This is a genomic window from Caballeronia sp. GAWG2-1 (assembly GCF_023631405.1).
Taxonomy (GTDB): domain Bacteria; phylum Pseudomonadota; class Gammaproteobacteria; order Burkholderiales; family Burkholderiaceae; genus Caballeronia.
Genome location: NZ_JALQDD010000027.1, coordinates 34,758 through 59,914 on the forward strand (window position 1 = coordinate 34,758; position 25,157 = coordinate 59,914).

Sequence of the window (25,157 nt, forward strand, 5' to 3'; positions counted from 1 at the left end):
GGTGCGCGTCTAAACGCAAGATTGTCTTAGCGACGCTTGCGCACCAGATCGAATTTGAAAATGCTCGTGTTGTAGTAGTCGTTGCTATAGCAGAGCGGTTCCCCGCTCTGATCGAAATCCACTTCGTCCAGCAGGAGAAACAAACCGAAGCCGTCTCCGAGTTCCGGCAGATCGCGCGGCGTGAGGATGGTCGGCTGTATCGACGTATGCGTATGCGACAGACGCCGGCCCGTGCGCGCAAACATGCCGAAAAGCGATTCGCCGACTTCACCGTCCGCTGCATCGAAGAGCGTCTTCGGAATGGTGTCGATGCAATAGGCGGCTACGGCGTCGTCCGCGCGGCGAACGCGTTCGATACGTACGCACGGCGCCCCAAGCTCGATGCCGAGTCTTTCTGACAAACTCTCCGATGCCGCAATGGTATCCATCTGTATGCGACTCGTTGAAGGCACGGCGCCGACGCTCTTGATCATGTCGGTTACGGACATCAGATCATCCAGACCGCCCTGCAACTTCAGCGAAATTTGTCTGATGAAGGTGCCGCGACCTTGTACCCGAGACAGCAGACCGTGCGAGATCATCTGAGCAACGGCTTCACGCAAACTCGAACGGCCTACCCCGAGCAATTCGCAGAGTTCCAGTTCCGTAGGAATCTGATCGCCTGGCTTGAGCTTGCGCTCACGGATCATGGTCAGGAGCGACTCTTGAATCTTGTCGCTCATTGAGCGCTCTACGCTTAGACGCATGTTGCTCTCTTAGGTAGCATGCAGTCAAATATACATCAGACATCAGATGTTTTTCTTAGGACTTTCCCTTGGATATTTTGTAGGCTCAATAGCTGGCGATACCGATGAACGGCCATGCGGTTGCAGCAAGACCATATTCATTTGCTTGCCGCGTCTGACTTGTTGGCGCGTTGCACTGCGCCAAGAATTCATGGCTTCCACTGGTACATCAGAATCTTGGCGCGTGCATCGTCTTCCAAAAGAATGTCGTATTCACCATTGGCCCTTAGCGTGGCGCTGATACCCAGTTCCACATCGACATAGCCGCTAGTCCAGCCTACGTTCGCGCCCGGCGACATGCAGCCAACGTGTGCGCCGGTGCGCGCGTCGTACACATACACCTTCTGCGTAAAGAGGCCCGCGACAAAGAGGTAATTGCCCGCTGTCGCAAGTCCCACGGGCGTGATCACGGGGTTGGTCGTCGTGTCCCAAGGGAGCGCGATGAGATAGGTCATGACGCGCGGCCCGCGAGTCCAGTTGTCGTAACGCGCGAGATATGGGCCGGCCTCTTTCCAGCGCGCGGCATCATAGGGAATGGTTTGCGTGAAGCCCGAGATATACATCGTGTCGGTCTCAGGCACGTAAAGCACTCGGCCAATGCGCGTGAAAGGCGCTGGCATCGTATAAGTCTTCGCCGATGCATAGGTGTAAAGCGGATTGCCCAAGGCATCGAAGCCCTGCAGCGGCATTTCTCGTATGCCGCTCGTCGGGGTACCGAACCATACGTTGCCAAGGGAATCGACCCAGATGAAGCTGTTGCCTATCAGACTCCCCGTCGATGGATTGCCTATGAATTCGCTCGTGTCGAGATGGCCATCGCCATTGATGTCGCGCCACATCCATTCGCCATAGGCCGGTTGATTCGCTGGAAAACCGCCTGAAATATAGGACTCGGCGAACATGACCGATGGTATTGCCGTATAACCGTGCGCGGCGTCGAAGCGATGCACATAGAGCTGATGCGAATATGGATCGAGCGTGAATAGATACGGCCGGTTGCCGTTCAGGCGCCGTACCATCGGCTGGCCACGCACCGCGCGTCCGATGTGAATCGAAGGGTCATCAGGAAAAGTGAAGCGGTCCACGGTATGCGCCGTGTACGTCCATTGCTTGCCGGGCGCCTTGCTCCAGTCCATCGTAAAGACTTTCGAGCCGGTATAGATGGTGTTCGGCGCGCCGGGATCGAAGCTCGCGCCATCGACGAACACGAGACCGTCCAGTTCCCATGTAATAGAACGTGTGACGCCTTTGAAAGCCTGCAGCACCGCGCCCGTTCCTACCGAGGCAGAGTTGAGAGCTCGCGGGCCTTCGCCGTTTTGTCCAACGTACAGATTGCCGGCCTGATCGAAACCGATACCCGTGACCGAGTTGAAGCGCCCTGCTTCGATCGTGCCAGCGGTCGCATGATTCACGCCCTTGAGCGTGCCGACCGCAGTTAGCGCCGCGTTCTTTCGGAAAGGCAAGATCTGCTGGCCCACGCCGTTATCCGCGATATAAAGATCACCCGATGGAGTGACCGCGATATCCGCGGGTACCGTTCCTATCGGGAGTATCGGCACGCCGCCGAGTAGCGCGCCTGTCGTCGAATAATGTGCAATGGCGGGGTGTCCGTTGAACGTGCCTGTAATGACCCAAAGCGTGCCGTCTATATCGAGTGCCATGCGTCCCGGTGATGTCACGTTGAACGCGCGATTACGCCTCATCGTGTTGGCATCGAACACGACGATCTGATTGCTCGACGCGTCGGAAACAAAAAGCTCGCTATCGTTAGCGGCCAGGCCGCGAATCCCCGCGTCCGTTCCGGCCGGCACAGTCGCCACGATCAGGAAACTGTTCTTGGTAGCGTTCGCGCTGTTGCCGGCGCCGCCCGTAAAAGACGCGCCCTTGGCGATGTTGGCGATCGTGCGTCGCGTAATGCCGAACCACGTATAACCGTTGGGCGGATAATCCGCGCCGACGAGGCCACCGCCTTGATTGCCGATGGACATCGCCGCATAGAGGTATGTGCTGTTCGATGCAATGGCGTCGCCGCCCGCCGCGCCCCAACCATGCGTCGCGCCCGCCACCGCGATGCGGTCGCCATTGCGATACGCCGCGATCTCGGCGCCGCTTTCATCCCACGGACTATTGGTATAGACGGTTCCGTCCGGTGCAACGCGGATGGCTTGTATGTCCTGCTGCATCCACTTGCCATCGCCGAAGCCGAAAGTGTTGCCGATCCAGGACGTGGTGTAATTGAGCGGCGACATAGCCGCGCGCGCGCCGCTGGCAAGGCTGAACACCATTAGCCATACCGCTAGGAAACATGAAACGTTCATCACCTGCACCCCGGCAAACCGCCGCAAAGCGAAATCGAGTTACGACCCTAGTGATATGAAGAAAAGGCCTGTTTTCTTCTTAACGGCGGTCGGTACGAATGCTTGAATCCGGTTTATAGAGGCGTGTTCAATGTGCAAGAAGGCGAGCAAACAACGGAGAGGTCGAATGATAGATAGCGTGGACAGGAAACATCTCGAACGATGCATCGAACTGGCTAAAGAAGCGCTCGACCAAGGCGATGAACCCTTTGGTTCCCTACTGGTGGCGAGCGACGGTCACGTGCTCTTTGAGGATCGTAACCGCATCAGCACGGGCGACAAGACCTTGCATCCTGAGTTCGCTATTGCAAAGTGGGCTGCGGAAAATATGAGCGAGCCCGCGCGCAAGAATGCCATGGTCTACACATCGGGCGAGCATTGTCCGATGTGTTCGGCGGCGCATGCATGGGTGGGGCTTGGGCGAATCGTCTATGCGAGTTCGACTGCGCAGTTCACGCGCTGGCGTGAGGAACTCGGTGCTGGGCCCGGCCCTGTCCGCGCGCTGCCCATTGAAGAGGTGATCGACGGAGCAATCGTGGATGGCCCCGTCGACGACCTTGCAGAACGCGTGCGTGCACTACATGTCGCTTATATGCAGAAGCATCAAACGCGTTGATCGGTCAGTGCGCTGCTATGGTTTCGCTGTTGTGACACGCCTGGAACTTCGGTCTGCACGTTCGTCTGCGTGATGACCGACTCGCACAACGCGATCACTTGCGGAAGACTCGCGGCATTGAACAACGAATGATCGACATCGGCGTAAGTTGCGACACGCACTGAACGAAGCCGCTTGAGTCGAGCGCCCAGCTTGCCACAATGCGCGGCGAGCAAGTCCAGGCCCGCATCGTAGGCGCCGTAGACCAGCACCGTGTTCACGCCTCTAGCGTCGAGCGCGCGAATAATCGGCATGGGTGTAGTGGCCTGCTCGGGCGGCGTTTTGCTCAGGCTGTCGAGCCTCAAGACATCGACAACACGTGAACGCGCACGCGTGAGCATGTAGCCGCCGATAAAGCCCATTACGCGAAGCAGATTCTTATCGCCGCGCAAAATGGCTTTCCACTTTTGCGGATCGAGCATGGAGAACGCATAACCCGCCATGGAGTTGCGTGTGGATTCGCGCAACGCTTCGGGCGTTTTGTCCTCGGGACGCTTGAACGTAGGGATATTCACCGAAATCACGCCGGTAATAACGCTCTCGCTGACCGCTGCCTTCAAAGCGTGATACGCACCTGAACAAATGCCGAACGCATAGATCGTCTTGTAGCCTTGCCGGGACAACCAACGCGCGGCGACGCCAGTGTCTTCGGTTGCGACCACGTTATAGATTCTGCCGAAGGGCGTGTCTGACTGCACATCGCCCGAAGGAAGCGGACTGTCGCCACGGCCGCGTGCATCGAAGCGCAATGAAGCAATACCACGTGATGCTAGCTCGCGTGCAATCCGAACGGAAAGCCGGCTATCGCCTACGCGTGAACTCGCCGCCGTATTCGTCATGACAAACACTGGGCCACGCGCTGCACCATGACGCGGCTCGCACAGCACGCCTACGAGTCCTTGTTCGTCCATTCGCACGGGACGCTCGACAGCCTCCGGCGTTTCGATGACGAGATCTGGCCACACGTCATGTGCCGCAGCCGATGTATTAACGGGGCCTGCTTCGAGCGCGCCGTTTGCAATCCACTCAGTGGCCGTTGCCAAAGCAGCCTTGGGCAATACCGTGAATGCCGACTCTTGAATGAAGCCGAGCAAATCTTCAAAGGGTTGTGTCTGCGTATCGACGCCAAGCCCACTGAGCGCATCCAGCAGCGGGTCTTTCGAGCTCGTTCGTGCGTGCATCAGCAATACGCGATTGGCGGGCGCATCAGCCGCACTTTTCACTTGCGACGCGAGATCGATCTTTTCCAGTCGGGCTCTAAAGGCATCGTCATAAACCTGACCCAGCACGTTGAGCGGACCAGTCTTGGGTTGCGCTTCGCGAAGGGGCGGTGCGAGCTGGTCGAGCCAGGTCTTGCGCACCGCGCCGAGTTCGCGGATATAGGTGCGTCCGCTCACGACTGGCGCAAGCAAGGCGAGATCGTCGACGGGACGCTTGAGCGCCGCAGCCAAAGCGAACGCGGCACCGACCCGAAAGCCCGCTAGCGTGACGTGTTCGATACCCGTCTGTTCCTTGAGGAAATCGACGGCTGAACCGATGTCATCCACCGCCGAATCGAACAGATCTTGTCCTGCTTCTAGATCGGCTGAATCCCCCGTGCCGAGATAGTCGAAGCGCAAGACCCACAAGCCGCGGGCCGCAAGAGCGTCTGCCAGGTGACGCAGGCCGCTATAAGTCCATACATATTCGTGGCCATAGGTGTTGCAGAGAACGACGCCGCGCGTGCCGGCGCCTGCGTGCAGCCATCCGAATCTTTTGCCGAAAACCACCGGTCTCATTTGTATTTTCCTCGTCTTTGGCGGTGTTCAGACGTAAGCAAGGAGTGCCTTCGAAACCGCCAGCCTGCATGCGTCATTATTATGCTTGGACAACTGCAGGCACAAAGGGAACGGGCAGCAAGTGCTATTCCCATCGACACGGGACTCCAGCTAGTCCTAGTCGGGCGTTGCGCAAAGCTTCTCTCCGGGCTTTGCGCCGCCATGCAGCGAGGGTTACTTGTCACCAATTATATTAAGCCCGCTTAGCACTTGCGATGTGCCGACGCGAATTTTGTTCAAACGGACTATCTATTGGCGATCATTGCATGGGGTGCATGATGTCTTGTCTGGCAAATGCGCTTAACTGGAAACAATCCGCGCGGCATCGCACAGAGCTTTTTTAGGGTTTGCTTATATTTTTTTGGCTTTTGGCTTTTGGCTTTTGGCTTTTCGCAAAGCGGCGATTCATCCGCGCCTATGAGGTTGCGATAAGGCGTGTGCCGAGCGAATGAGGTCGTCAAGCATGAGATCGCGTTTCTCTGGATCGGTGTCGCGACTCGTCATGAAGCAGAGCGCCGCGACGGCCAAACCAGAACGATCGCGAACGGGCGCGGCCATGCAATAGCGAAACGTATGCGACAAGCCTGTCGTGCAGCAGAAGCCCTGCTCCCTTGCGCGTTCCACATCGGCGAGGAAGTCTGTGAAATTTACTCGCTTGCCGTTGTCCAGAACGAAGTCTTCATCAGGAATGAGCGCGCGAATTGCGTCGCCGCTCAAATGACCTAGCAGCAGCCTGCCCGATGCCGTCCAGGGAATGGGGACCTTGACGCCAATATCCGAACTGATATTGAAAGGTCGAGAACTGTTTTCTGAAAGCACGACCGTGTATTTGTCGCCTTCGAGCATGCACAGTTGCGCGGTCTCGTCGTGGTTCCGCACGAGCGCGAGAATGGACTGATGCGCGCGGCTGATCAAATCGTTGTGCACCGCGTAATCGGAGCCGTAGTAATGCATCTCGCGGCCAAAGAAGATGCTGCCGTCGGGGCCCGCTTCCAGTAGACCCGCCTCGCTTAAAATTGCAACCAGTTCGTAGATGCTTGAACGCGGCGCGCCAGTCGCTTCGATCAATTCGCGCATCGCAAGCGGCCTGCGAGCTAGATGCAATTGCTTCATGATCGCCACGACCCGATCCACCCCGCGCGCACGCGACGTTTCCACTGTCGACATCGGCCGGGCTCCGCTCAATGATCCAGCACGCGATGCAGAAACTGCCGCGTGCGTTCGTTCTGCGGATTCACGAAGATTTGCTCGGGTGCGCCCTGCTCTGCAATCACGCCCTTGTCCATGAACACCACACGATCCGCCGTCTTGCGCGCAAAACCCATTTCGTGCGTGACCACGACCATCGTCATGCCATCGCGCGCCAGTCCGCGCATGACTTCGGTCACTTCGCCGACAAGTTCCGGATCGAGCGCGGAAGTCGCCTCGTCGAAGAACATGATGCCTGGCTCAACGGCGAGTGCGCGTGCAATGGCCACGCGTTGTTGCTGGCCGCCCGACAATTGACTCGGGTAATGCGTCGCACGATCGGCGAGGCCGACACGGTCGAGCGCATCCATGGCGCGCTTCTTGGCATCGGCGGGACTCATCTTGCGCGCCTTGATGAGTGCAAGCGTGACATTGCCGAGCGCGGTCTTGTGCGGGAACAGATTGAACTGCTGAAACACCATGCCCACATGTCCACGAATTTCTTTAGCGCGACGTGCATCGTGCAGCGGCACCTGGTTGACCCACACTTCGCCCGCATCCGCGGTTTCAAGGCCGCTCATGATACGCAACACGGTGCTCTTGCCCGAGCCCGATGCGCCGATCAAGACAAGCACTTCGCCAAGCCTCACATCGAGATTGATTTCCCGCAGCACTTGCGTGGCACCGAACGACTTGCTCACGCCCGCGAGGTTGATGATCGACGCTTCACTCATGACAGCACGCTCCTTCTACGGTCGTGACGGCGCACCCACTGCGACAGCGGAAAGCACACGATGAAATACAGTATGGCGACGAGGCCATAAATCTCGACTGGCTTGCCCACGCGATCGACGATCGCCTGGCCGCCGTGCATCAACTCCGACATGCCGATCATGCTAACGATCGACGTGTCCTTGATAAGCGAGAGATATTGCCCGACCAGCGGCGGCAAAACGATCCGGCCGGTCTGCGGCAAGACTACGGAGAAGAACGCTTGCGTTTTGGATAGACCGAGAATCTGCGAGACTTCCCACTGTCCTTTAGGGACCGCCTCGATGCCTGAGCGAAATACTTCGGCGATATACGCGCCTTGATAAACGCTCAAGCCGACGACTCCGGCGGCAAAGACATCGATGGCATAGCCGAAGTAGGACACGCCGAAATAGATGAACATCAGTGTGATGAGCACTGGCGTGCCGCGGAAGAGTTCGGTGTAGAGCCTTGCAATCTTGTCGGTGCCCCAAGGCCCGAAAGAACGAAGCACGGCGGCCAGAAGACCGATTACCGTACCGCCCACGATCGACGCGGCCGACAAGGCCAGCGTCATCAAGAGCCCTTGCAAAAGGATCGACAGGCTCGTCGTCAATAAATCGCTCGACATGTCTCGCTCTCCGATTAAGTGCGCGCGGCAGGACGGCGCAGCATGAACGATCGGCGCGAAGGCTTCCTGATGACGAGCGGCGGATGAAAGAGCCTCAAGCCAATCTGCCCTGCAGCCCAGGAAAGCAGGTTGCTGAGCACGAGATAGGCAAGAAGCGTGACCGTGAAAGTCTGTACGTAAAGCAGCGTGCGCGAATTGATGACGGTCGCCGTACCGCTCAACTCGGGCAGTGCAATCGCGGAAAGCAGCGACGTGCCGAGCAAAAGCTGGATCAGGTTGTTGACGATAGCCGGATAAACAGCGCGTGCCGCTTGCGGCAAGACCACTTGCGTGAAGATCTGCGAGCGCTCTAGTCCGAGAATCGATGCCGCTTCGAGTTGACCCTTGGGCACCGACTGGATGCCCGCCCGAAACACTTCCGCCAGATAAGCGCCTACGTTCACCCCTAGTGCGATCACGCCTGCTGTATAAGCATCGAGCGTAATGCCAAGGGACGGCAAGCCGAAGAACACGATGAATATCTGCAGCAGGACCGGCGTGTTGCGGATGACTTCGATATAAACGCTTGCGATTCCGCGCAGCACGCGGCTCTTGGACCCGCTTGCAAGCGCCGTCAAAAGACCGAGCGCCATTGCCAGAATGAACGCCAGCAGCGTGATTTGCAGCGTGAGCCATGCGGCATGCAGGAAGTCGCTGAAATAGCCCGCAAGCGTCAACCATTCATAGCCCATGATTTTTCCTCACGTTGGACGTCACGCAACCGGCGTCACGGTTAAATTAATATTGCGGGTTGAGCGGGAAACGCGGCTCTTGCCCAAACCATTTTTTATAGAGCTGCGCGTTCTGCTTGGACGCGTTGATCTGGAACAGGAACAGGTTCAGATAGTTGAGCCAGACCTGATCGCCGGCCTTGACGCCGAACGCGTTGTATTCAAGCGGCACGAGGGCTTCGTCAGTGACGGTAAGTTCCTGATCGAGCGATGCCTGGTATGCGAGAAAGTTGTTGTCTTCGATCATCGCGTCAGCCTGGCCTTGCTTGACGGCGAGAATGGCGGCTTGCGAGCTGTCGAATTCCTGAATCTTCACCTGCATGTTGAGTGAGCGCACTTCGTCGCCGTTGGTCGAGCCTTTGACGGTGGCAATCGTGCGGTTGCTCATGTCCTTGATGGATTTGATCCCGCTCGATTTCTTGACCAGCAGCGCTTCACTCGCCACCACGTACGGATTGGTGAAGGCAATTTCCTTGGCCCGTTCGAGATTGCGAGTGAAATTGCAGAACACGACATCCACCTTACTCGTCTGCAGATTTGGAATGCGGTTGGCGCTGGTGGTGTTGACCACTTCGAGCTTTACGCCCATTTGTTTAGCGAGTTCCTTAGCGAGATCGACGTCGTAGCCGTCCGGCTGGCCGTCCTTGTTATAGAAACCGAAGGGCGCAAAGCTCAAGCAATCGCCTACGCGCAAGGTGCCGCGTTGCAAAACGGTCTTAAGCGTTGAGCTTGCCGCCCCATCCTGCGCTGGTGCTTCGACTTTCGAACAGGCCGCCAACGCGACAAGGCCGGCAATTGCAACCCAACGAGCAAAGCGCGCGCTTTCTCTAACAAGTTTCATGTGTGCATCTCGCAAGAGGAAAATCCGTTTGAGGCTTGTCCGATATATCGGACACGTATCCGACGCGGCAGATGGGAGGCAAGTCTTCCACTAAAAAAAACTTGAGGCAAGCGGGTTTACGCGTGGATGGATTAGAGGCTCGCAAAGAAAAAGGGCAGACAAATTTCTTTGTCTGCCCTTCGTGGTGGTTCAAGCGCTTGCTAAAGATCCAGCACCAGCACCCTGCTCGTCGCACGCGATACACACGCCGTGAGAAATTCGGTCTTTTCGTCGTCGCCGAGAATGCAGTCGTTGTGTTCGACTTCGCCTTCGAGATAGCGCACTTTGCAGGTGCCGCATAGACCTGCGCAACAAGAGGTTTCAATCGGTACGCCTGCCAGTGCCAACGCGTCTGCAATGCTTTCTTCCTTAGATACCTCGATCTCTTGTCCCGTACTCGCAATGCGCACGGTGAAACTGTCAAGTGCATCGTTGGCGGCTTCATCGTCGAGATTGCGCTCCGGCGCCTTGAAATGCTCGAAGTGCACCGTGCCGGTGGGCCAGTGTCCGGCGGCATCGGCGCATGCCTTCATGAAGCCGCCTGGGCCGCAGTAATACACATGCTCGCCTTCGCGCGGTGCGTCGAGCAACCGGCGCAGATCGAGGCCCGTGGCCGGGTCGCCGCCATCGAAATGCAGGTGCAGCTTTCCGCTTGCGCGCATCGATTCGAACTCGTCAGCAAACGCGGCGCAGCTTGCGTCCCTGGTGCAGTAATGCATCTCGTAGTCGATGCCGGCGTCGTCCAGTTCGTGCGCCATCGCCTTGAGCGGCGTGACGCCGATACCGCCTGCGATCAGTAACACGCGACGCGCGCCATCGACGAGACTAAAGTTATTGCGCGGAAGACTCACCTTCACGATGTCCTGTACGCGCAGTTGCTCGTGCAGTGCTTTCGAGCCACCGCGTCCGCGCTCATCGCGCAGAACGGCAATCACATAGCGATGCCGTTCGCGCGGCGCATTGCAGATGGAATACTGACGGATCACGCCGCCTGCAAGATGGATGTCCAAATGCGCGCCAGCCGTGAACGGCGGCAATGCATGTCCCTCAGGGTCGACGAACTCATAGGAGTTGATGCCGCGTCCTTCGAAGCGGACTTGTCGCACCATCAATTGCAGCGTCTGTGCCTGGCGGTCGGTTGATATGGGTTGTGTCGACATGGTTGCGTCTCCTCGATCGATGAGCGGCGGGCCTGCGAAAGCGCTCGGCATTGGTCAAAGCGCCTTCGCCATAAGCCGCTATTGCTTCATCGATTGCTCGAGTTCCTCGAAGCTTTGCCGCACGAAGTTAGCGCGCTCATCACCCTTCATCGTCTCGCTCTGCGCGATAATGGCGACGATCTTCTTGGTGACGGCGCGACGACGCGTGACTTCTTCTTCAACGGTCTTGCCCTCGGGAATTTCGAACACGTTGCCCGAGCAGAAGCTGTTGGGCGAGCCGGCGTTCTCGCGAAACCATTCGGCGAAATTCTGCGCGGATGCCGCCGGGTTCGAACCGCGCACCGCATCGCGCAACATCTTGCGGAAGAGGAAGAGGCCCGCATCGAACTTCGTCGGATTCTCGAGCGCGTGCACGGCAATGGGCCGCTGCGAAATGATCGCTTCGTAATCGCCCGGTGCATATTGCGCTTCCTTATAAGTCTCGCGCTCGCGATGGTTCGGCGGAATCGGTACGATATCTTCGATCTTGTACTTGCCAAAGCGTTCCGGACGACGCATGGCGACTTGCCCTTCGAGAAAGTCGATCGACTCGTAGCCGACCATTTCCTTCTTGCCCACACCGCGTGTGTCGATGCCCGGACCCATCACGCGCCAGCCAATCATCTTGCTGTTTTGATCGTCGACAGGCACGGTCCAGCGCACGATATGAAATCGGCTAAAGAGCTTCTTCTTCGAACCGTCCTCCGACGTATATGCATGCAGACTTAGGTTCGGCAGCACCTGATGCTGCACCCGCACGAAGAGACGATCCTTGTTCACGCGGCGCGCGCCCGCACAAGCGAGGCTTCGGCCTTGCTGCACCGGTTGAAAATGCATATCGGGAGCGACTTCCATCGAGGCCGCGCCGACTTCATCGAACGTCGTGCCCTGGAAGTTGCCATTGACGACGTTCTTGGCCGCATGCAGCGCGGTCGGGTGATAGTTGTCAGCGGCGTTGTCCTGCACTTGCAGCCAGTTGCAATGCTGGAAGTTGCTGTAGGGGACGAGTTCATCGCCGGGCAGCACCGTGTAGTCGCCTTCCCATTCAGGGAACGGCGGCTCGTTCTCGGGCGGCCCCATATAAGCGAACACCAGGCCGTTACGTTCGACGGCTTTATAAGCGCCTTGACGAATCGAACAGGCATACTTCTCGGCCTCTTTTTCTTCGCCCTTAGGGAACGGTACGTGAAGACACGCGCCATCCACATCGAACACCATGCCGTGATAGCAGCACATGATGCCGTGTTCTTGAATGGCACCGTACTCAAGCGATGCGCCGCGATGCACGCAATGCGCGTGCAGCACACCAATCCTTCCGCTGCCGTCACGGAACGCCACGAGTTCTTCGTTGAGTATTTTCAGGTAACGCGGAGTATCGGTCAGTTCGATCGACATGCAGATGGGATGCCAAAACGCGCGCATGTACTCGCCCATCGGCGTGCCGGGACCGGTCTCGGTCAACTCCGGATCGTGGCCCGGCACCTTGCTCGTGTAGTACCCGCCGAAGGGAATCAGCTTCTTGACGGCGGGCGTGGCGCCGCCACTGCTCTTCTGCCCTTCCAGCTTGTCTGATCTGATCGTCATGGAGAGTCTCGTCCTGATGTGGGGATGGATATGGTCCGCTGCTTTTGATAGATGAAGCCCGAACTCCGGTTACCGAACTCCGTACTCTGTATACAAAGATTAGCGACGGACTGCTGCGTTGTCTCTATGGGTAAACGCGGATGTTGACTAGCATGCGTGGCTTCGTTCGTTGACCGCCGCACTGGCGGGCTGTAACCTTGTCGTATTCTGTATCCAGAGATTGATCTCGACATCATGCCCGCCAAACTTCTCAAGCTTCAGGCCCGCACGGACTACGTGGACGAGGTCTACAAGGTCTTGCTCGATGCCATCAGTTCCGGCTCGCTCGCGCCTGGTACGCGCATCACGCAGGAAGAGATCGCCGAGCAACTCGCCGTATCGCGTTCACCCGTGCTGCAGGCGCTGCGGCTCCTAAAAAAAGATGGGCTCGTGCAGGACGCGCCCGGTCGCGGTTTGCTCGTCACCCCGCTCGATCCCGCGTGGATCAGCCATCTCTACGAGATTCGCGGTGCACTGGATTCGCTTGCCGCACGCCTCGCGGCGGAACGTGGAGCGAAGCTCGACAAGTCGCTGATCGCGAACGGCCGGCGCGCGTCGAAAAGCGACGATGTCAAGGCGATGATCGATGCGGACATGGCGTTTCATGGCGCCATCTACGAAGCCTCGGGCAATCCGCTGATCGCCGATACCGCGCAGATGCATTGGGTACATCTGCGTCGCGTGATGGGCGCGGTCTTGCAGGCATCGGGACAGCGCAAGTCGATCTGGGATGAGCACGCCGCCATTGCAGCGGCAATCGCGGAAGGCGACGCGCAACGCGCATCCGAACTCACGGATCTCCATACCGCGAACGCGCGCAAGAATCTGGTCGAGCGTCTGGGTCTTGTACTGAATGAACAGAGGCAGGCGGAAGCAACGTGAACATGAATCGGCATCGCGCGAGAAAGCCCTGCATTTGCAGGGCTTTTCGTGTTGAACTGCTTTCATCGGTCCGTGCGACGGCGGCTATTCACCAACGCAGCCGGTATCGTAAAGACCATGAGGGCGCCTATCACGCAACTTACCGCAAGACCAAGCACACCATTACCGGTCGAACCCGAATGCGTTTGGATGATGCCAATCAGCCACGGGCTCACGACACCCGAGATGCTGCCCACCGAATTGGCAAGCGCGAGCCCTGCGGCTGCCGCACCGCCGCTGAGAATCGCGGGCGGCAAGACCCAGAACTGCGAGATGGTCGTGACCACGCCCATGGTCGCAATCGTGAGCGCGATCATGCCGAAGAAGGTCGAGTGCGCATACACCACGCTGAAATACAGACCGATTGCGCCGACAATGCCCGCGCCCGCCAGATGCCAGCGACGCTCGCCGAGCTTGTCCGAGCTATGACCGACTGCCAGCATGGCGATGGCGCCGGCCGCATATGGAATTGCCGTCAGAAGACCGATGTTGAGCGGATCGGAAACGCCGCTTGCCTTGACGAGCGTCGGCAGCCAGAAGCTCACGCCGTAGAGGCCCATCGTGAAGAAAAAGTAAGTCACGCTCAGCAGCAGCACCTTGGGATGCAAGAGGCCATCCTTCACGGAATGCAGTGCATGTGCGGGCTTCTCATCGCGAAGATTCGCTTCGAGCATGGCCTTTTGCGAGTCACTGAGCCACTTTGCATCGGCGACTTTATCGTCGAGATAAAAGAACGCGATGATGCCAAAGAGCGCGGTCGGAATGCCTTCGAGCAGAAAGAGCCATTGCCATCCCGCGATACCGTGCATGCCGCCCATATGACTCATGATCCAGCCCGACAGCGGTCCGCCAACGACGCCCGACATCGGAATGCCAGTCATGAAGAGCGCGGTCACCTTGCTGCGCCGCGAGGCCGGAAACCAGTACGTGAGGTAGAGCAGGATGGCTGGAATGAAGCCAGCTTCGGCCACACCGAGCAAAAAGCGCATGATGTAGAAGCTCGTCGGGCTGGTCACGAACATCATGCCGGCGGAGATGACACCCCACGTCACCATGATGCGCGCAATCCAGCGTCGAGCGCCTACGCGCAAGAGGATCAGATTACTTGGTACTTCGAACAGAAGGTAGCCGATAAAGAATACGCCCGCCCCGGCTCCATAGACCGCTTCGCTGAAATGCAGATTATTGAGCATCTGCAGCTTGGCAAAGCTCACGTTGATGCGATCGAGATAAGCGCAGAGATAACACACGAAAAGAAATGGCAGCAGGCGCCATGTCACCTTTGCATAGGTGGACGATTCGTCGCCCGCCAGGTACGCAACCGGACTATGGGAACTCATTGTTGTGTCTCCGTTGTGGGGCAGGTGCGGCGTCGCATGCATCGCGTGCCTCTTGCCGGTGTCGTGGCCTTGAACGACCGTTATGGATATGTCTCGACGGCTTCCATGTTCGTGGCGCGCACAACGAAAGACAAACGATGCCTGTTCATAGAACCATGACACGCATTCATGCATAAGGAATTGCCATGAGGCGCATCCCCAACTTCGTTCTCTTGCGCGCATTCGAGGCGGCCGCGCGGCTGGAGAGCTTCACGCTTGCCGCAAGCGAACTGCACCTCACGCAATCGGCCATTAGCCATCAGGTGAAGGAGCTGGAGCAGTACTTCGGCAGGCCGCTTTTTCATCGACGCAACCGGCGGGTCGAGACGACCTCCGAAGGGCGCCGGCTTCATGAGAGCCTTGGACGCGTGTTCGATGTGATCGAAGCCGCGTGTGGTGAGGTCGCGCTCGAACCCCAGGCGCAAGTGCTTGCCGTGCACTGCGCGCCGAGCTTTGCGGCGAAGTGGCTCGCGCCCCGTCTGCCCGAGTTCATGAACGAGCATCCGATGGTGACCATTCGCCTGTCATCGGATGCGGAGCCGGCCGATCTCGCGCGCGTGCGTGAAGTCGATGTCGCGATCTCTTATGGCTTCGCGCATGAGCGTCCCGGTGTGATCACGCGCGCGCTCGGAGCGGAGCGCATCGTGCCGCTTTGTTCGCCTGCGCTCGTGCGCGACGACGTGCCCGTTGCCGAGCAAATCCGTAAGCTGACGCTCATCGACTCGCAACTCAGCCGCGTGACCTGGCCGGGATGGTTTGCATTGAACGAACTGGAAATGCCGCGCGGGCCGAGACCGTCGTTCGACCGTGCCGCACTCGCGATATCGGCGGCGGCGGATGGCATGGGTGTCGCGCTGGAAACGACACGGCTCGCCGAACGCGAGCTTGCGCGTGGCGATTTGATTGAACTCGGGGCAGGCATCTTCGCGCCGCTTGCGAGAGAAACGCACTTCCTTTCCTATCGCGTAACCGAGCGCAATGTCGAAAAGGTGAAATGCTTTCGCGACTGGGTGCTGATGAAAGCAGGCCTCGACGAAACTGTCGAAGCCTGAGTAAATCGAGCCGCTTGTTTCAGGCTGCGATAGCCTGCTTCTCGCCTTTTTCCTCGATTGCTCGCGCATGTTCGAAAACGCGCTCGCGTTCACGCGCAACCAGCGCCCGTTTGCGCGCGAGAGTTTGTCGCTGATACTTCGGGTCGCCCATCAAGGTGACGTACTCGCTGTATCGATGCCTGAGATAACGCTGGAAAAACTCAGCGCCGGGCAGGCCGCAATCGAGCGCCATGAGCACGCCGTAGTCCATATCCCTTAGATCAGCCAGGGCGCTTATGGCCGTTTCAAGCGCGGCGTAGCGTTCTGCGAGCGGTAAGCCTTTACCGCATAACGCGTGAAAGCGTTGATAGGGAAATACACAGCCATGCGACGCGCAGCGCCGCAAAGCTCTCGCAAGCCGTAGACTCAGTTCGGTTTCCACATGCCCTCCCTGTCTGTTGCGCGGATCGCAAGCGCAAGATTTCGCCGCCATTATTCGAGCTATCGAGAATGGCGAACCTTTGCCTGAAAATCATTCTTTAAGCCAAGAAAACGCGCGGCATTCACTTCGGGCCGCATTTTTTCGCGATTAGAACGGCGAAAAAATTCCATGCAGGCATTTGCACTGGCTTACGGAAATAAGCTTGACACGCAATATCCCATAGTGTGCGTGCCCGTTGCCAAAGATCGAGATGGAAAGCACAACGTTGTCGATTGCCAATGCGCCTAAAGAAAACCAGGCGCAAAAAAGACTTAATAAGGTAACGGGTGACCGCTTTGAGACTCGGAGCGCTAGTTTAAACATGCAGATGCAGTACATGCTAGCAAACATATTGTCGAATACCAAGAAAACTTTTGCCGAGGAAAGTACCAATGGCTTACACGAAAATGTCATCCGGAATGTTTTGCTTGCTGCATCTTAGACGCGTGCGCCAAGGTTCATGATTATGCGGGGAATAAGACGAAGGCCGGGGGTCTGCTTTAGAAAATCACCTGACTAAAAACGTCACCAATGTCAACCGCCGCAGGCGATCTTAAGGATGGTTTAAGGGTTCCGGGCTAAAACCATCACGAAACACGTTCAGTCAAGCAAGGTCCACGCGGATGGTCAAACCGGGCAACGCTCAAAGCGCTTTGCTTCAGGCTTAAGAGCGTAGGTGATGACCGTCCCATTTGGCCCGGCAGCGATGCCGGGCTCTTTTTTAAACGTTTTTATTCGATGGGTCGGGCAACTGCGGAGCATGCTCGCCGCTCCTGGCACTGCTTGCGGGAAGCTCGAAGCTAAACGCCGCGCCCGCTTGATCCAAATCGATGAGTCGAATCTGGCTGCCATGCAACTGAAGCATGCGCTGCACGATCAGCAAGCCAAATCCGCCGCGATGCCTGCCTCCCGAAGCGAAAGCGCGCTGAAAGAGCACGCCGCGCACGTCGGCTGGAATGCCGGGACCTGTATCGCTTACCGTGACTTCCACGTGGCCGTTTGAATGTGCAAGCCTAACCGTGACCGTACCACCTTCCGGCGTGTGATGAATCGCGTTGTCGAGCAAATTCGTGAGGATTCGCTCGATCATGCCAAGATCAGCCGATACATTAGGCAGGCGCGGCTCGATGCGCGCATCAAGTCGCACTTTGCGCGCATCGGCGGGCAGTTCGAATTTCTCGAACACATCTTGCAGCAGATCGGCGAGCGAGAACGACTCCGCTTCGGGATGCACCATGCCGTGTTCAAGCCGCGCTAGTTCAAAAAGCGATTGCGCGAGATGCCCGACCTTCGCGCTTTGTGCAAGTGCGATCGACAGATAACGGCGGCGGTCTGTGTCGGCAAGAACATCGGCCTTGAGCGAAAGCGTTTCCAAGTAGCCATGCAAGGAAGAAAGCGGCGTGCGCAAGTCATGTGAAATATTGACGACGAGTTCGCGTCTTTCACGATCCTGCCGCTGCAATTCGCGCCATTGTTCGCCGATGCGCGCGGCCATTTGGGAAAAGGCGCTTTCGAGCACCACGATTTCGTCCCGCTCGTTCTCGCGTGCCGCCACGTGCAACGGTACAGGCGATGGCTCGGCCGATGCCCCGCTTGCGTCGAACCTGCGCATGGCATCGGTTAAGCGGCGCAACGGACGCGTAATGAGCCCGAAAGCGATCACGCCCGCAACGAGTCCGAGCAAGGTCACGAGTCCCATGGACAGAAGCGTGGTGCGCAAGACCGCGCTCGCCGAGGCTTTCGCCGCAAGCTCGTCGTGCTCTTCGCCAAGCAAAACCACATAGACATAACCGAAAGGCGGCTTGTCGGGCGTGGCAAGCGGCGCGGCGCTAAAGACTTTGCGCTTGTCGATGCTGCGTGGATCGTCGCCCAGAATAGGGAGCGGCGCGCCATTGATCAGACGATGCACGGGCGCAAGATCGACACGATCGCGCTTCAGATGACCGGGAGGCGCATCGTCGGCACGAACGCGGCCTTCGTTGTCGAGCAGGTAGACTTCGACGCTCGGGTTCACCACCATCAACTGGCTGAAGAGACGGCGCACGGCGGGCGCGTCGATATCGCCTGCGTCCATGAGCGCGCCATCGTGGGCGATATGCGCAGCGAGCCCGCGCGACAGGCTCTGAATGACTTCCTTCTCGCGCAAATCGCTTGCGCGAATCTGCAACCATGCCGATGCGCCGCAGCATGCAAGCAGCAGCACGCAGAACACAGCGAAAAGCCGTTGCGACAGGGTGAGCTTCATGAACTTCACGATGCGCTGTCCGTCGCGAGTTTGTATCCGCGTCCCCAGACGGTCACGATGCGGGCAGGCTCGGTGGCATCTTTTTCGACCTTGGCGCGCAAGCGGTTGATATGCGTATTGACCGTGTGCTCATAGCCCTCATGCGCATAACCCCAAACCGCATTGAGCAGATCCATGCGGGAAAATACTTTACCGGGATGCTGGGCGAAGTAATAAAGCAAATCGAATTCGCGTGGTGTCAGTTCTATGCGCAGCTCATCTACCCACGCTTCGCGCGCAAGCGGATCGATAGCGATACCCGCGACCTCGAGACGGCCTGTATCCAGGCGCGAATTCTTGGCGACTGCATCCACGCGACGCAAAAGCGCCTTCACTCGCGCCACCAGTTCAAGCACCGAAAAAGGCTTGGCAAGATAATCGTCCGCACCGAGTTCGAGACCGAGAATGCGATGCACCTCGCTGGAACGCGCGCTAGTAATGATGATCGGGGTATAGCGCGTCATGGCGCGCGCACGCCGGCAAATTTCGAGGCCATCCACGCCGGGCAGCATCAGATCGAGAATCAACGCATCCCACCCGCCTTGTTCGAGCAAGCGCAAGCCCTCGGCGCCATCCGCGGAATGCACGACCTCATAGCGCTCGTCGCGCAGATGCAGGCTCAGCACATCGGCGATATGCATGTCGTCTTCCACGATCAGAATGCGTTTAGGTTGGTCCATGAGGAAATTCAAAAGAATTAAAGCGCTAGCCCGGATATTGTGCAGAAAAGCGGCGCGGCCAAGTATCACATTTAATTTAACTTTCGGTGAGGACTCGGTAAGCCGCGCACGCCTAAGATGGGGCTCATCTGATCGAGCGAAGGAAAAGACATCATGCTAGACCGTCGCCGCTTTCTGCTGACGGGCACCGCTGCCGCAGCCGCGTTTGCCTTGACAGGCCGTCTGCGTGCGCTGGCCGCGCCCTCGCCGCAAGAGAAGTTCGAAATCACGCATAGCGACGACGAATGGCGTCGCATGCTCGATTCCATGCAATACGACGTCCTGCGTCGCGAAGGCACCGAGCGGCCCTACACGAGTTCGTTGAATGGCGAGCATCGGGCCGGCACTTTCTCGTGCGCGGGTTGTGCCCTTGCGGTGTTCTCTTCAAGCACCAAATTCGAAAGTCACACCGGATGGCCGAGCTTCTGGGCGCCGCTCGATCACGCTATTGCCACGCGGCAGGACGGCTCGTTCGGCGTCTTGCGCACCGAAGTGCATTGCCGCCGCTGCGGTGGACATCTGGGCCACGTGTTCGACGATGGACCTAAGCCGACCGGTCTGCGCTATTGCATGAACGGCGTCGCGATGAAGTTCACCGCTGGCGCTGCTTGATTGGCCACCTCAACGCTTATTAACTTTTTAAAAAGTCACGACCATGCTGCTCATCGTTCTCGCCTATCTCGGCGGCGCGCTGACGATACTCAGTCCGTGCATCCTGCCTGTCCTTCCCTTCGTGTTTTCTCGCGCGGATCAGCCGTTTGCTAAAAGCGGCTTGCCGTTGCTGCTCGGCATGGGCATCACGTTCGCGTTGGTGGCGACGCTCGCCGCGCTTGGCGGCGGCTGGGCCACGCAAGCAAATCAATATGGACGCTGGGCCGCCATCGCGCTTCTCGCCGTATTCGGACTTGCTTTACTGTTGCCGCGCCTGGCCGATCGCATCATGCATCCGCTCGTCAGCGCCGGTAACCGACTGACGGCTTTCGCCCAGCGCGGCGATGGCAAGGCGAGCTTCGGCGGCTCGTTCCTGCTTGGCATCGCAACGGGTCTTCTGTGGGCACCGTGCGCAGGTCCGATTCTCGGACTCGTGTTGACGGGTGCCGCATTGAACGGCGCAAGCGTAGGCACCACGCTGCTCCTGCTCGCTTATGCCGCGGGCGCCGCGACTTCGCTTGCCGTGGCGCTGCTCATCGGTGGCCGCGTATTCGCCGCGATGAAGCGCTCGCTCGGCGCGGGCGAATGGATACGGCGCGGCATCGGCGTCGCGATGCTTGCAGGCGTCGCCGCTATCGCATTGGGCCTCGATACGGGCGTGCTTGCAAGGGTATCGACAGTAACGACGGCGGGCATAGAACAAAAGCTGGTCGACCGGTTTTCGCCTCGCAATAACGCCATGAAAGCCGCTAATACCAATGCCGACGCCGATGCACCGCGCATGATGCGCGCGAGCGCGGCGCCTTCGACTGCGCCGACGGCTTCGTTGCCCGTGGAAGGCACGCTGCCCTCGCTCGATGGCGCGGTGCAATGGCTCAACACGCCGCCGCTCACGAAGGACGCGCTGCGCGGCAAGGTCGTGCTCGTCGACGTGTGGACGTATTCATGCATCAATTGCCTGCGTACCTTGCCTTATGTGAAGGAGTGGGCAAAAAAGTATCGTGACCAAGGGCTCGTGGTGATCGGTGTGCATGCGCCTGAGTTCGCGTTCGAACGAAACGTCGACAACGTGAAGAAAGCCGTGCATGACCTGGGTGTGGACTATCCGGTAGCCATTGACAATAACTTTGCGATCTGGCGCGCGCTCAACAATGAATATTGGCCGGCGCATTATTTCGTGGATACCGAGGGCAAGATCCGCTATCACCATTTCGGCGAGGGCGACTATGCGCATTCGGAAGAGGTGATCCGCCAGTTGCTAGCGGAAGCGGGTCACGGTAATGCGCCCGTGGCGAAGCAGCCCGACACCAACGAAGATATCGCGGCACAAGGCGCGATGATGCAAGCCGATAACGCGGACGTGCGCTCACCCGAAACCTATATTGGCTATGCGCGCGCCGAGCAGTTCATGTCGCCTGGCGGCCAGACGCAGGATCGTGTGCATGACTATGCCCCGCCCAAGGCGCTCGATGTGAACGACTGGGGTGTTGCCGGCCCGTGGAAGATCGGCTCCGAGCACGCGACGCTCGCGGGCAAGTCGGGACGAATCGTTTATCGCTTCCATGCGCGCGATCTGCATCTCGTGCTCGGGCCTTCGCCGGATGGCAAGCCCGTACGCTTTCGCGTCAGTATCGACGGCGCGCCTCCCGGTGCTTCGCATGGTAGCGATGTCGCAGCCGATGGAAGTGGTACCGTGACGCAACAGCGCCTTTATCAACTCGTGCGGCAAGCGGGCCCTGTCAAGGACCGCACCTTTAGCATCGAATTTCTGGATTCGGGTGTCGAGGCTTATGCCTTCACCTTTGGTTGATTCATCGAGGAGCCATCATGGCGAATAAATTCAGCAAGACAGGCAAGGCCCTTAGCGTGGCTGCGCTGGCTGCAGGTGCTTTCGCGTTGCAGCAAACCGCGCATTCGAGTGAAGACGCCAAGGTCATTCCGGCGCCCGCGCATGACGAGAGCGTAGGCGCCACCCACACGGAGACGGCGGTATTTGCCGGCGGTTGCTTCTGGGGCGTGCAAGGCGTGTTTCAGCACGTGCGTGGCGTTAAGAAAGTCGTCTCGGGCTATACGGGCGGCAATGCCGACACCGCTCAATACGAGCGCGTAAGCGAAGGCGATACGGGCCATGCGGAGTCGGTGCGCATAACCTTCGATCCTGCCGAAGTGACTTATGGCCGGCTCTTGCAGATTTTCTTTTCGGTCGCGCATAACCCGACCGAGTTGAATTACCAGGGACCGGATCACGGCACGCAATATCGCTCGGCAGTCTTTCCGCAAAATACGGCTCAGCGCGATGTCGCTACCGCATATATCGCGCAACTCGATGCGGCGCATGTTTATTCCGGCAAGATCGTGACTCATGTCGAGAATTACAAAGGCTTTTATCCGGCCGAGGCTTACCACCAGAATTACTTGACCGAACATCCGGAAAGCACGTATATAGCGATTAACGATCTGCCTAAGGTGGGAAATCTCAAGCAATTATTCCCGCAGGCTTATAGAAACGACGCGGTGCTCGTGGCGGTCGCATCGAAATGAACGTCTTAGCACGGTGCGCGCGTTTCGAGCCAGGCGTCGACGTAATCGAGAACGGCGGGCATATTCCGCCTGCCGAAGCCAATGCGAAAATGTGCGTCGCCGTAATCGAGCAAGGTCGAAGGAAGCAGCAGCACGCCCGTGTTCTGCAGCAACTCGGCGCAAAAGCTGCTGGCGCGCTCCTGCCTGAGCCGCACGAAGCCGATCGTGCCCGCACGCGGCCGATGCCATTCGAAATTCATGGCGTGGCGTGCCATGAATTTATCAAGCACCCGTAGATTTTCACGGACGATAGAGACATTCCGCTCGATGAGCGTGCCTGAATGACGCGCGGCGATGGTTGCAAGATACTCGCTCGGCGCGCTGTTACTAATCGTCAGATAGTCCTTGAAGACGCTCATGCGTTGCAGCACTTGGGCGCTTTGCGTTGCAATCCAGCCGATGCGCAAGCCCGCCAGTCCATGCGTTTTCGATAACGCACCGAGCGTGATTGCACGCTCGTAGACATCGCATGCGGCGGGAAGGCGGTCGGCACAGTCGTGTTCGAGGCCGCGATAGACCTCATCGCTGAAGAGCCACAGTCCGTGCTTGCGCGCAAACGAAACAGTAGCGTCGAACACCTCGCGCGATGGCAGATACCCGGTCGGATTGTGCGGCGAGCAAAGGACGATGGCGCGCGTTTGCGGCTTCAGCAGCGCTTCGAGATCGGCCGGATCGAGCGCCCAGCCGCCCGCTTCGTTTGCTCGCCACGGCGATACCCTTACGCCCAGCGCTTCAGCCACCGAGTAATGCGATTGATAGCCGGGCATGTGCACGATGACATGATCGCCCGCCTCAAGCATCGTGTTCATGAACGAAAAGATCGCTTCCTGAGCGCCCGTATGCACGATGATCCCGCTTGCATCGATGCACTCATACATGGCCGCCAGCTCGGTTCGCAAGTCCGGTGCGCCCGGATATTCCGTGTAGCCGAGCCAGGTATCGAACAAGCCGTCGCTTGCTTGCGGTTCGAGCGCGAGCAGGTCACGCACCGACATCGATTCGGGATCGGAACTGCACAGCAAATGCCGTGCGGTGAATTCGTGCTGTGCGAAGTAACGTTCCAGCTTGAAAGGTGTGAGATTCATGGCGTGGGCTTGATCATGGTCGACGAAAGCCGTAGTCTCTCGCAGTAAAGGCCCATGAAGCCAGCTAATCTTTCTAAGTTAGATTAAGGAACGCTAATGCTCGACTACGCCTCGCTCGATGCCTTGCTCGCGGTCGTTCGCACCGGTTCGTTCGAGCGCGCGGCAGCGTTATTGAGCGTCACGCCTTCGGCCGTCTCGCAGCGCGTGAAGTTACTGGAAGAACGCGTGGGCAGCCTGCTCGTGCGACGCGGACAGCCGTGCGAGGCAACCTCCTCAGGCGCGCTATTGTGCCGCCATACCGAACGCGTGCAATTGCTCGAAGCCGAACTGGGCGGTCGCATGCCCACACTACCCGGCACGACGAGCGGGAGCCGCGCCAGGCTGCGCATCGCGGTGAACGACGACAGCATGAGCACATGGTTCATCGACGCCACCGCTGACTTCTGCATCGAACGTGCGCTGTTGCTCGATGTGGTCGTGGACGATCAGGATCACACCGCAGAGCGTATCCGTGCGGGCGATGTACAAGGCGCCGTCACCACGCAAGCCGATGCCGCACCGGGCTGGCGGTCGGTCAAGCTTGGTCGCATGCGTTATCGAGCGGTGTGTTCGCCCGGTTATTTCAAGCGCTATTTCGCGGAAGGACTGACACGCGAGGCATTGCGTCGCGCGCCGTGTGTGAATTTCAACGAGAAGGACGAATTGCAAAAGCGCTTTGTTCGCCGCGTTGTTCGTGCCGATATTGCACCGCCCGCGCATTTCGTTCCGCACGGCGAAGGTTTCCTGCGCGCGTGCACGTCCGGACTTGCATGGGGCATGTGCCCGCAGCGGCTGGTCGAGTCGCGGCTCGAAAGTGGCGAACTGGTCGAGCTATTGCCGGGGACGCGACTCGATACCGATCTTTACTGGCAAAGCTGGCGCTTGGCCTTAGGCTGGCTCGACGACTTCACCGCCGAGCTACGCGCCCGGGCGAAGTCGTCGCTGAGTTGAGTCTTAAGCGCCCTTCTTTTCGATGGAATCGACACGGTCGGGATAGAACGCGAGATGGTCCTTGATACCGGCGACGGCATCGTAGGGTTGCTCGTAGGTCCAAACGGCGTTGACGCCTTTTTCGCCCACGCTCGTGATGCTGTAGTAGCTGCAAACGCCTTTGTAAGGACAGTACGTCTCGTGTGAAGTGCGCGTGAGTTGCGACATGTCGGCGTCATCGCGTGGCAGATAAAGCACTTCACCATATGAGGCTTCGCGCAAGGATAGCGCTTTGCTGGTATCGGCGATTACGCGGCCGCCCGCCTTCACAACGACATGCGCAGGACTGGGCTGGACAGTAATCGGATGATCGGGACCGGGAATCTTAACGGTGCGTTCCAT

23 protein-coding genes are annotated in these 25,157 nt (G+C 58.5%); 7 read left to right on the forward strand and 16 right to left on the reverse strand.

Translation table 11 applies throughout. The annotated features are described in order from the left end of the window. Positions 1 to 26: 26 nt before the first annotated feature. Complete coding sequence (locus tag NCR98_RS16595; protein ID WP_250467041.1) at positions 27 to 722, reverse strand: GntR family transcriptional regulator; 696 nt, start codon at positions 720 to 722, stop codon at positions 27 to 29. Between the two features lie 212 nt (positions 723 to 934). Beyond that, positions 935 to 3,103: an NHL repeat-containing protein gene (locus NCR98_RS16600; protein ID WP_502799759.1), complete on the reverse strand. Its 2,169-nt coding sequence runs from the start codon at positions 3,101 to 3,103 to the stop codon at positions 935 to 937. 166 nt (positions 3,104 to 3,269) lie between these two features. On the opposite strand from NCR98_RS16600, the gene NCR98_RS16605 reads away from it, so the two are divergent. Next, on the forward strand, positions 3,270 to 3,758 hold the full coding sequence (locus tag NCR98_RS16605; RefSeq protein WP_250526710.1) for a nucleoside deaminase: 489 nt from the start codon (positions 3,270 to 3,272) through the stop codon (positions 3,756 to 3,758). Here the strand turns inward: NCR98_RS16605 and NCR98_RS16610 are convergent. The 8 genes from NCR98_RS16610 to NCR98_RS16645 all read right to left on the reverse strand — a co-directional run bounded on the left by NCR98_RS16610 (position 3,746) and on the right by NCR98_RS16645 (position 12,616). Beyond that, a complete protein-coding gene (locus NCR98_RS16610) occupies positions 3,746 to 5,575 on the reverse strand; it encodes a serine aminopeptidase domain-containing protein (protein ID WP_250526711.1) in 1,830 nt (609 codons plus the stop codon). The genes NCR98_RS16605 and NCR98_RS16610 overlap by 13 nt on opposite strands. Positions 5,576 to 6,019: 444 nt before the next feature. Further along, a complete protein-coding gene (locus NCR98_RS16615) occupies positions 6,020 to 6,781 on the reverse strand; it encodes an IclR family transcriptional regulator (protein WP_250526712.1) in 762 nt (253 codons plus the stop codon). A gap of 14 nt (positions 6,782 to 6,795) precedes the next feature. Next, positions 6,796 to 7,536, reverse strand: coding sequence for an amino acid ABC transporter ATP-binding protein (locus NCR98_RS16620; protein ID WP_244829671.1), 741 nt, complete (start codon positions 7,534 to 7,536; stop codon positions 6,796 to 6,798). Next, positions 7,533 to 8,183, reverse strand: a complete 651-nt coding sequence (locus NCR98_RS16625; protein ID WP_250526713.1) for an amino acid ABC transporter permease — start codon at positions 8,181 to 8,183, stop codon at positions 7,533 to 7,535. Before NCR98_RS16625 ends, NCR98_RS16620 begins: the two co-directional genes overlap by 4 nt. A gap of 14 nt (positions 8,184 to 8,197) precedes the next feature. Next, positions 8,198 to 8,914 (reverse strand): amino acid ABC transporter permease, encoded by a 717-nt coding sequence (locus tag NCR98_RS16630; protein WP_244829669.1) that lies wholly within the window; start codon positions 8,912 to 8,914, stop codon positions 8,198 to 8,200. A 46-nt stretch (positions 8,915 to 8,960) separates the two neighbouring features. Next, a complete protein-coding gene (locus NCR98_RS16635; protein WP_244829668.1) occupies positions 8,961 to 9,794 on the reverse strand; it encodes an ABC transporter substrate-binding protein in 834 nt (277 codons plus the stop codon). Positions 9,795 to 9,994: 200 nt separating this feature from the next. Beyond that, complete coding sequence (locus NCR98_RS16640) at positions 9,995 to 10,993, reverse strand: PDR/VanB family oxidoreductase (protein ID WP_250467053.1); 999 nt, start codon at positions 10,991 to 10,993, stop codon at positions 9,995 to 9,997. 78 nt (positions 10,994 to 11,071) lie between these two features. Then, positions 11,072 to 12,616 carry a Rieske 2Fe-2S domain-containing protein gene (locus NCR98_RS16645; protein ID WP_250526714.1) on the reverse strand — a complete coding sequence of 515 codons (1,545 nt, stop codon included), beginning with the start codon at positions 12,614 to 12,616 and terminating at the stop codon, positions 11,072 to 11,074. A gap of 234 nt (positions 12,617 to 12,850) precedes the next feature. Between NCR98_RS16645 and NCR98_RS16650 the strand changes: the two genes are divergently transcribed. Further along, positions 12,851 to 13,537 (forward strand): GntR family transcriptional regulator, encoded by a 687-nt coding sequence (locus NCR98_RS16650; RefSeq protein ID WP_244829665.1) that lies wholly within the window; start codon positions 12,851 to 12,853, stop codon positions 13,535 to 13,537. A 62-nt stretch (positions 13,538 to 13,599) separates the two neighbouring features. Here the strand turns inward: NCR98_RS16650 and NCR98_RS16655 are convergent, their stop codons facing one another. Then, a complete protein-coding gene (locus NCR98_RS16655) occupies positions 13,600 to 14,916 on the reverse strand; it encodes an MFS transporter (RefSeq protein WP_250526715.1) in 1,317 nt (438 codons plus the stop codon). A gap of 185 nt (positions 14,917 to 15,101) precedes the next feature. Here NCR98_RS16655 and NCR98_RS16660 point away from each other — a divergent pair, with 185 nt between their 5' ends. After that, positions 15,102 to 16,007, forward strand: a complete 906-nt coding sequence (locus tag NCR98_RS16660) for a LysR substrate-binding domain-containing protein (RefSeq protein ID WP_250526716.1) — start codon at positions 15,102 to 15,104, stop codon at positions 16,005 to 16,007. A gap of 19 nt (positions 16,008 to 16,026) precedes the next feature. Here the strand turns inward: NCR98_RS16660 and NCR98_RS16665 are convergent, their stop codons facing one another. From NCR98_RS16665 to NCR98_RS16675, 3 genes are all read right to left on the reverse strand, one after another. Next, positions 16,027 to 16,257: a hypothetical protein gene (locus NCR98_RS16665; RefSeq protein WP_250510055.1), complete on the reverse strand. Its 231-nt coding sequence runs from the start codon at positions 16,255 to 16,257 to the stop codon at positions 16,027 to 16,029. Positions 16,258 to 17,188: 931 nt separating this feature from the next. Beyond that, positions 17,189 to 18,712: a sensor histidine kinase gene (locus NCR98_RS16670; protein WP_250526717.1), complete on the reverse strand. Its 1,524-nt coding sequence runs from the start codon at positions 18,710 to 18,712 to the stop codon at positions 17,189 to 17,191. A 5-nt stretch (positions 18,713 to 18,717) separates the two neighbouring features. Continuing rightward, positions 18,718 to 19,431 carry a response regulator transcription factor gene (locus NCR98_RS16675; protein WP_244829660.1) on the reverse strand — a complete coding sequence of 238 codons (714 nt, stop codon included), beginning with the start codon at positions 19,429 to 19,431 and terminating at the stop codon, positions 18,718 to 18,720. 153 nt (positions 19,432 to 19,584) lie between these two features. Here NCR98_RS16675 and msrB point away from each other — a divergent pair, with 153 nt between their 5' ends. From msrB to msrA, 3 genes are read left to right on the forward strand one after another with little or no spacing between them, the layout of a single operon-like run. Further along, positions 19,585 to 20,082, forward strand: a complete 498-nt coding sequence (msrB, locus tag NCR98_RS16680; RefSeq protein ID WP_250526718.1) for a peptide-methionine (R)-S-oxide reductase MsrB — start codon at positions 19,585 to 19,587, stop codon at positions 20,080 to 20,082. A 43-nt stretch (positions 20,083 to 20,125) separates the two neighbouring features. After that, positions 20,126 to 21,931: a cytochrome c biogenesis protein DipZ gene (locus NCR98_RS16685; RefSeq protein WP_250526719.1), complete on the forward strand. Its 1,806-nt coding sequence runs from the start codon at positions 20,126 to 20,128 to the stop codon at positions 21,929 to 21,931. Between the two features lie 17 nt (positions 21,932 to 21,948). Continuing rightward, a complete protein-coding gene (gene msrA / locus NCR98_RS16690; RefSeq protein ID WP_250526720.1) occupies positions 21,949 to 22,662 on the forward strand; it encodes a peptide-methionine (S)-S-oxide reductase MsrA in 714 nt (237 codons plus the stop codon). Positions 22,663 to 22,667: 5 nt separating this feature from the next. Here msrA and NCR98_RS16695 read toward each other — a convergent pair whose 3' ends face one another. Continuing rightward, the gene (locus NCR98_RS16695; RefSeq protein WP_250526721.1) at positions 22,668 to 23,786 is read right to left on the reverse strand and encodes an aminotransferase class I/II-fold pyridoxal phosphate-dependent enzyme; all 1,119 of its coding nucleotides are present in this window, start codon (positions 23,784 to 23,786) and stop codon (positions 22,668 to 22,670) included. 96 nt (positions 23,787 to 23,882) lie between these two features. Between NCR98_RS16695 and NCR98_RS16700 the strand changes: the two genes are divergently transcribed. After that, a complete protein-coding gene (locus NCR98_RS16700; RefSeq protein ID WP_250526722.1) occupies positions 23,883 to 24,776 on the forward strand; it encodes a LysR family transcriptional regulator ArgP in 894 nt (297 codons plus the stop codon). A 3-nt stretch (positions 24,777 to 24,779) separates the two neighbouring features. Here NCR98_RS16700 and NCR98_RS16705 read toward each other — a convergent pair whose 3' ends face one another. Further along, positions 24,780 to 25,157, reverse strand: coding sequence for a DUF427 domain-containing protein (locus NCR98_RS16705; RefSeq protein ID WP_250526723.1), 378 nt, complete (start codon positions 25,155 to 25,157; stop codon positions 24,780 to 24,782).